This is a genomic window from Corallococcus sp. 4LFB (assembly GCF_046520365.1).
Lineage (GTDB): Bacteria > Myxococcota > Myxococcia > Myxococcales > Myxococcaceae > Corallococcus > Corallococcus caeni.
In genome coordinates this window covers 1-5,071 of record NZ_JBKGHJ010000554.1, presented here as the reverse complement: position 1 = coordinate 5,071, position 5,071 = coordinate 1, and the positions used below count along the sequence as shown (strand labels likewise).

The window sequence follows — 5,071 nt, the reverse complement described above, 5'->3', positions numbered from 1 at the left end:
TGCGCCGCGCGCTGCCCCGCATCGCCAGCGCGCCCGCCTCCTGCCGCTGCGCCAGCGCGCTGGCGCTGGCCATCTTCACCGACCGCACGCGCATCCCCGCGGAGGTGAAGAGCCGCCTGCGTCCGCTGCTGGGCCGCTACCTGCCCTCCGGACTCGTCTAGCGTTCAACACCCGGCGCCTTCCGGCCGCGAGCGCCCGCCCGGCCGCCTGCTGCCGAATGCCCGGCCCGTTCACACATTGGCTCCCCACAGACCCGGAGGGGGAACCACATGGGGCTGCCACGGCTCAAGTACCTGACGTGGAGGGAGTTCGCGCGGCGCTTCTGGAAGGAGATTGAAGAGGACACCGTCACCGACGTGGCGGCGCAGCTGTCCTACTACTTCATCTTCTCCCTGTTCCCGTTCCTGTTCTTCCTCGTCACGCTGGTGGCGTACCTGCCGTTCGCGCCCGGCGCCGTGGACGCGATGATGGATCGCATCCGTCCGCTGGTGCCCGGCGACGCCATGGGCGTGGTCAGCCAGCACCTGACGGCCGTCGTCGGGGAGACGCGCCCCAAGCTGCTCACCGTGGGTCTGCTCGTGGCGCTGTGGACCGCGTCGCGCGGCGTGGACGCCCTGCGCAAGGCCCTCAACCTGGCCTACGACGTGTCGGAGTCCCGGCCCTACTGGAAGACGCAGGGCCTGGCGCTGGCCGTGACGCTGATGGGCGGCCTGCTCATCCCCCTGTCCTTCGCCATCCTGCTGCTGGGCGGGCGCGTGGGGGCGTGGGTGGCGGACAAGCTGGCGCTCATCGACGAGTTCCACCTCGTCTGGTCCTGGCTGCGCTGGCCCTTCACCGCGGCGCTGGTGATGCTGATGCTGTCGCTCTGCTACTACCTGCTGCCGGACGTGAAGCAGCGCTTCAAGTACATCACCCCGGGCTCCGTGCTGGGCACGCTCGCGTGGCTGGGCAGCACCTGGGGCTTCACCCAGTACGTGGAGCACTTCGGCAAGTACGACGTCACCTACGGCTCCATCGGTGGCGTGGTGGTGCTGCTGCTGTGGCTCTACATCTCCGGGCTCATCTTCATCCTCGGCGGGGAGCTCAACGCATCCTCGAACACGCCTCCGCGGAGGGGAAGGCCAAGGGCGCGCGCGACTTCGGCCAGCCCGCGCCCCTGGAGCCGCCCCTCAAGACCCCCGGCGCCGCCAAGAGCGCCGCCAGCGCCCGGAAGACGCGGCTGGCCCTCTTCAAACGCAAGCGCCGGGTGGCGGAGGGCAAGGACCCGGAGCCCCCGGGCCTCGCGCCGGACGGGAGCGACAACCCGCCCATGCACTGACCGCCCCCGGCACCGGACGCACGGGCCGGGGACAGCGGCGAACCGCCCCTGGCGTTTACTTTGTTCTCAAACAAAGTAGCCTCCCGCTCCATGGCCGGTCGTCGCGAACCCCTGGATGAGGAACAGCGTGCCCTTCACGACTCCTGGGACACGGTGCTCCGCACGGTGGGCAGGGTGGTGCTGAGCACGGTGCTCATCTGGGGGGTGTGCTCGGCGCTGCGTCAGGGCGTCCATGCCTCCAGCGACGCGCTGCTGGCGTTCGCCACCGGGGGGAGCGCCTGGTGGGCGCCGCTGGTGCTCGCGGGGGTGCTGCTCCTGGGCGGGCTGCTCAGGGGGGTCCTCAACCGCTGGTCCGGCTGGAGCGACGTGGCCTCGGACGGGGTGGATGTCGCGCTCCGCAACTACCACCTCACCTACGAGGACCCGGCGGACAACCCGCGCCCGCGCTACTCGCTGCCCGCCATCCAGCTCGCCTTGCGCAAGGCGGTGGCCACGCTGCTGACGCTGGGCACCGGCGCGTCGGGAGGGCTGGAGGGGCCCGTGGTGCTGGTGGGCGAGTCGCTGGGCGCGGGCGTGGCCCGCCTCACGCGCGCCCGCTCCGAGCACACGCTGCGCACCTGCCAGCTGGCGGGCATCGCCGCGGCGGTGGGGACGCTGCTCAACGCGCCGTTCACCGCGGCGCTCTTCGCGCTGGAGGTCGTCTACGGCAACCGCATCGTCTACCGGAAGCTGGCGTATTGCCTGCTGGCGGGAATCGTCGCGTATGCGCTCAACAACCGCTTCCTCGGCTTCAAGCCCATCTTCGTGGCGCCGCCACACGCGCACACGTACACGCTGGGGGAGTACGGGCTCACCGCGCTGGTGGCAGTGGCGGTGTCCGCGCCCATCGCGCTGCTGTTCGGCCTGACGATGAAGCACACGCGCAAGGTGGTGGAGCGCGCCAGCCCCATGCTGCGCGGCGCCATGGGCGCGCTGTGCACCGTCCTGGTGGCCGGGGGCCTCTCCTACGGCGCGGGCATGGACTTCCGGCACGTGCTGGGCATGGGGGAGTACACCATCGCCCAGCTGCTCACGGGCGCGCCGGGGACGCTGTCGCTGTGGTGGTACCTGCTGCTCATCGTCGGCGGAAAGCTGCTCACGACCAGCTTCACGGTGCAGTCGGGGGGCTCGGCGGGCATGCTCATTCCCTCCATGGTGCTGGGGGGCGTGTCGGGCGCGGCCACGGCGCAGTTCCTCGCGTCGGTGACGGGCACGGGGCCGGCGGACGTGACGGTGTTCGTGGTGGTCGGCATCGCCTCCGCCCTGGTGGCGGTGGTCGGCGTGCCGCTGGCGGCCATTGCCCTGGTGCTGGAGGTGTTCGGCTCCGCCTACGGGCCGCCCGCCGTCCTCGCCTGCTGCGTCACCTACGTGCTGACCTTGCGGCTGTCCGTCTACAACGAACAGCGCCGCGTGCAGGCGGTGGCGGCGGTGCCCGTCTCGGGAGCGTGAGCGGGAGGCGGGCCGCACGCCGGCGCGCGGCCGGGGGTGTTGGCCCTGGAGGCGCAAGCCCGGGCAAGGGCGAAGTCCTTCTCGCGCAGGTGGGCGGTGCGCGGTGCCGCCGCCCTGCCTGCCGTCATCCGGCTCGCCCTCTTCACCCCCACCGGCACGACTGGGCGTCGCCTACTGCTTGGGCAGCTTGGCCTGGATGGCCGTCAGCCCGCCCGGGGCGTCGCGGCCGCCGTTGTACCCATTCTGCGCGATGACCTTCCGCAGGTGCGCGATGCGGTCCTCGTTGGTGGGGTGCGTGGACAGCCACTTGAGCACGCCCGGCGTGGAGCCCTGCTCCTTCTGGAGCTTCTGGAAGAAGGAGATGAGGCCGTTGGGGTCGAAGCCCGCCGCGGACGAGTACTTCGCGCCGTACTCGTCGGCCTCCGTCTCCTCGCTGCGGCCGTGCGCCAGCTGCAGCCCGCCGCCCACCAGCTGCGCGGCGATCTGCGCCGCGGTGCCGGGGTTCTGGCCCAGCGCCGCCTGGGTGATGGCCTGCAGGCCGTAGGCGTTCACCATGGCGCGCGCGGAGTGCCGGCCCACCACGTGGCCCGCCTCGTGCGCCAACACGCCCGCCAGCTCCGCCTCCGTGTCCGCCGCGAGCAGGAGGCCCGTGTACACGTAGAGGAAGCCGCCCGGCGTGGCGAAGGCGTTGACCGTCTTGGGGTCGTCGATGACGTTGACCTTCCACTTCACCCCGGAGCGGTCCTTGTTGGCCTGCGACAGGATGGGCGCGGCGATGCTCCGGACGTAGTCCAGCACCGCCGGGTCCTCCACGTACTTGACGTTCTCCTTCGTCTCCAGCTCCTTCTTCACCTGGAGGCCGAGCTGGTTCTCCTGCTCGTCGGAGATGAGGACGCTGGCAATCGCCTTCTCCGCGCCCACGCGCTGCTTGGTGCAGCCCGTGGAGAGGCCCGAGGCCAGGGTGAGGGTCAGGAGTGCGGTGACCATCCGTTGCATGGGCGAGTCGTCCCTTCTTGCTGAAGTGGTGGAAGCGAAGCGTGCGCGGCCCGTCGTAGCCGCGCCCCCACGCCCGGGCAAGCGCCTTCCCCGCGCGGCATCCACCGGGGGACATGCGCCGGAAACAGTCCGGTGGTATGCCCCCGCCCGGATGCCTGAGCTACCGGAAGTGGAGATCGCCCGCCGCAACCTGGAGCGCTGGTTCAAGGGCCACCGCATCGTGCGCGCGGAAGCGGACGCCACCCGCGTCTTCCGGGGCGCGGAGCTGGCGCGCTTCACCCGGCTCACCGGGCGGGTGCAGGCCCTGGAGCGAAAGGGCAAGTACCTGCTCCTCACCCTGGAGGGCGGCCACGGCCTGATGGCCCACCTGGGGATGACGGGCAAGTTCGTGCGCCGCAAGCAGGGGGAGGCCGTCCCCCACAGCCGCGCCCGCTTCCACCTGGACGACGGCCACGTGGTCCACTTCGCTGATCCACGCCTCTTCGGCCGGATGGAGCCCGTGCCCGCGAAGGACTTGTGGGAGCTGCCCTCGGTGAAGGCCCTGGGGCGGGATCCGCTGACCGACGGGCTCACCGGGCCCCAGCTCCAGGAGGCGGTGGGGGACTCGAAGCAGGACCTGAAGGTGGCGCTGATGGACCAGGGCCGCGTCGCGGGCCTGGGCAACATCCACGCCGCGGAGGCCCTCTTCCGGGCGGGCCTGCACCCGGCGCGCAAGCCCGGCACCCTCACGCCCGACGACTGGAAGCACCTGGCGAAGGCCATCCACGCCGCCTTCGACTTCGCCTTCAAGGAACAGGAGGGCGAGGACATCACCTACCTGGAGGAGGCCGGCTCCGTGAACCGCTTCCGCGTCTACGGGCGGGCCGAGGGGCCCTGCCCGAAGTGCGGGACGACGGTGGAGTCCTTCACCCAGGGTGGGCGCACCACGCATTTCTGTCCGAAATGTCAGCCGCTCTCCAGCGTTGCCTCCCGCGCGTCCCGGAAGGGGCCGGCGGCGGGGAAGGGGACGGCCCCCGCCGTTGCAAGTACGAAGCCCCGCTCCCGTAGACGTTGACACCCCAGGGGTGCATGGCTTGAATCGCCCGCCCTTTACACCCGGCCGCGTCATGTCGCGGCCCCGGAGACCGTTGACCATGCCTCACGTCCTGCTGGCGGCGCTGCTCGTCGCCTCGTCCACGGCCACCGCGCAGACGCCGGTGCCCGATGGTGGCGCGCCCTCGGCACCCCAGGAGTCGCGCCCGCCGGGTCTCCCGCCCCCGCGCCCGCCGC

General features: G+C 71.6%; 3 protein-coding genes and 1 pseudogene. 3 read left to right on the top strand and 1 reads right to left on the bottom strand.

Going from position 1 to position 5,071, the window contains the following annotated elements:
* Positions 1 to 269 precede the first annotated feature (269 nt).
* Positions 270 to 1,318, top strand: a pseudogene (locus tag ACLEQD_RS36665) (YihY/virulence factor BrkB family protein).
* A gap of 90 nt (positions 1,319 to 1,408) precedes the next feature.
* Positions 1,409 to 2,806 (top strand): chloride channel protein, encoded by a 1,398-nt coding sequence (locus ACLEQD_RS36660; RefSeq protein ID WP_410390537.1) that lies wholly within the window; start codon positions 1,409 to 1,411, stop codon positions 2,804 to 2,806.
* Positions 2,807 to 2,977: 171 nt separating this feature from the next.
* Here ACLEQD_RS36660 and ACLEQD_RS36655 read toward each other — a convergent pair whose 3' ends face one another.
* Positions 2,978 to 3,802, bottom strand: a complete 825-nt coding sequence (locus ACLEQD_RS36655; RefSeq protein WP_410390536.1) for a M48 family metallopeptidase — start codon at positions 3,800 to 3,802, stop codon at positions 2,978 to 2,980.
* Between the two features lie 151 nt (positions 3,803 to 3,953).
* On the opposite strand from ACLEQD_RS36655, the gene mutM reads away from it, so the two are divergent.
* Entirely contained in the window at positions 3,954 to 4,856 is a 903-nt protein-coding gene (gene mutM, locus ACLEQD_RS36650) for a bifunctional DNA-formamidopyrimidine glycosylase/DNA-(apurinic or apyrimidinic site) lyase (RefSeq protein WP_410390535.1), read from the top strand.
* The last annotated feature ends 215 nt before the right edge of the window (positions 4,857 to 5,071 follow it).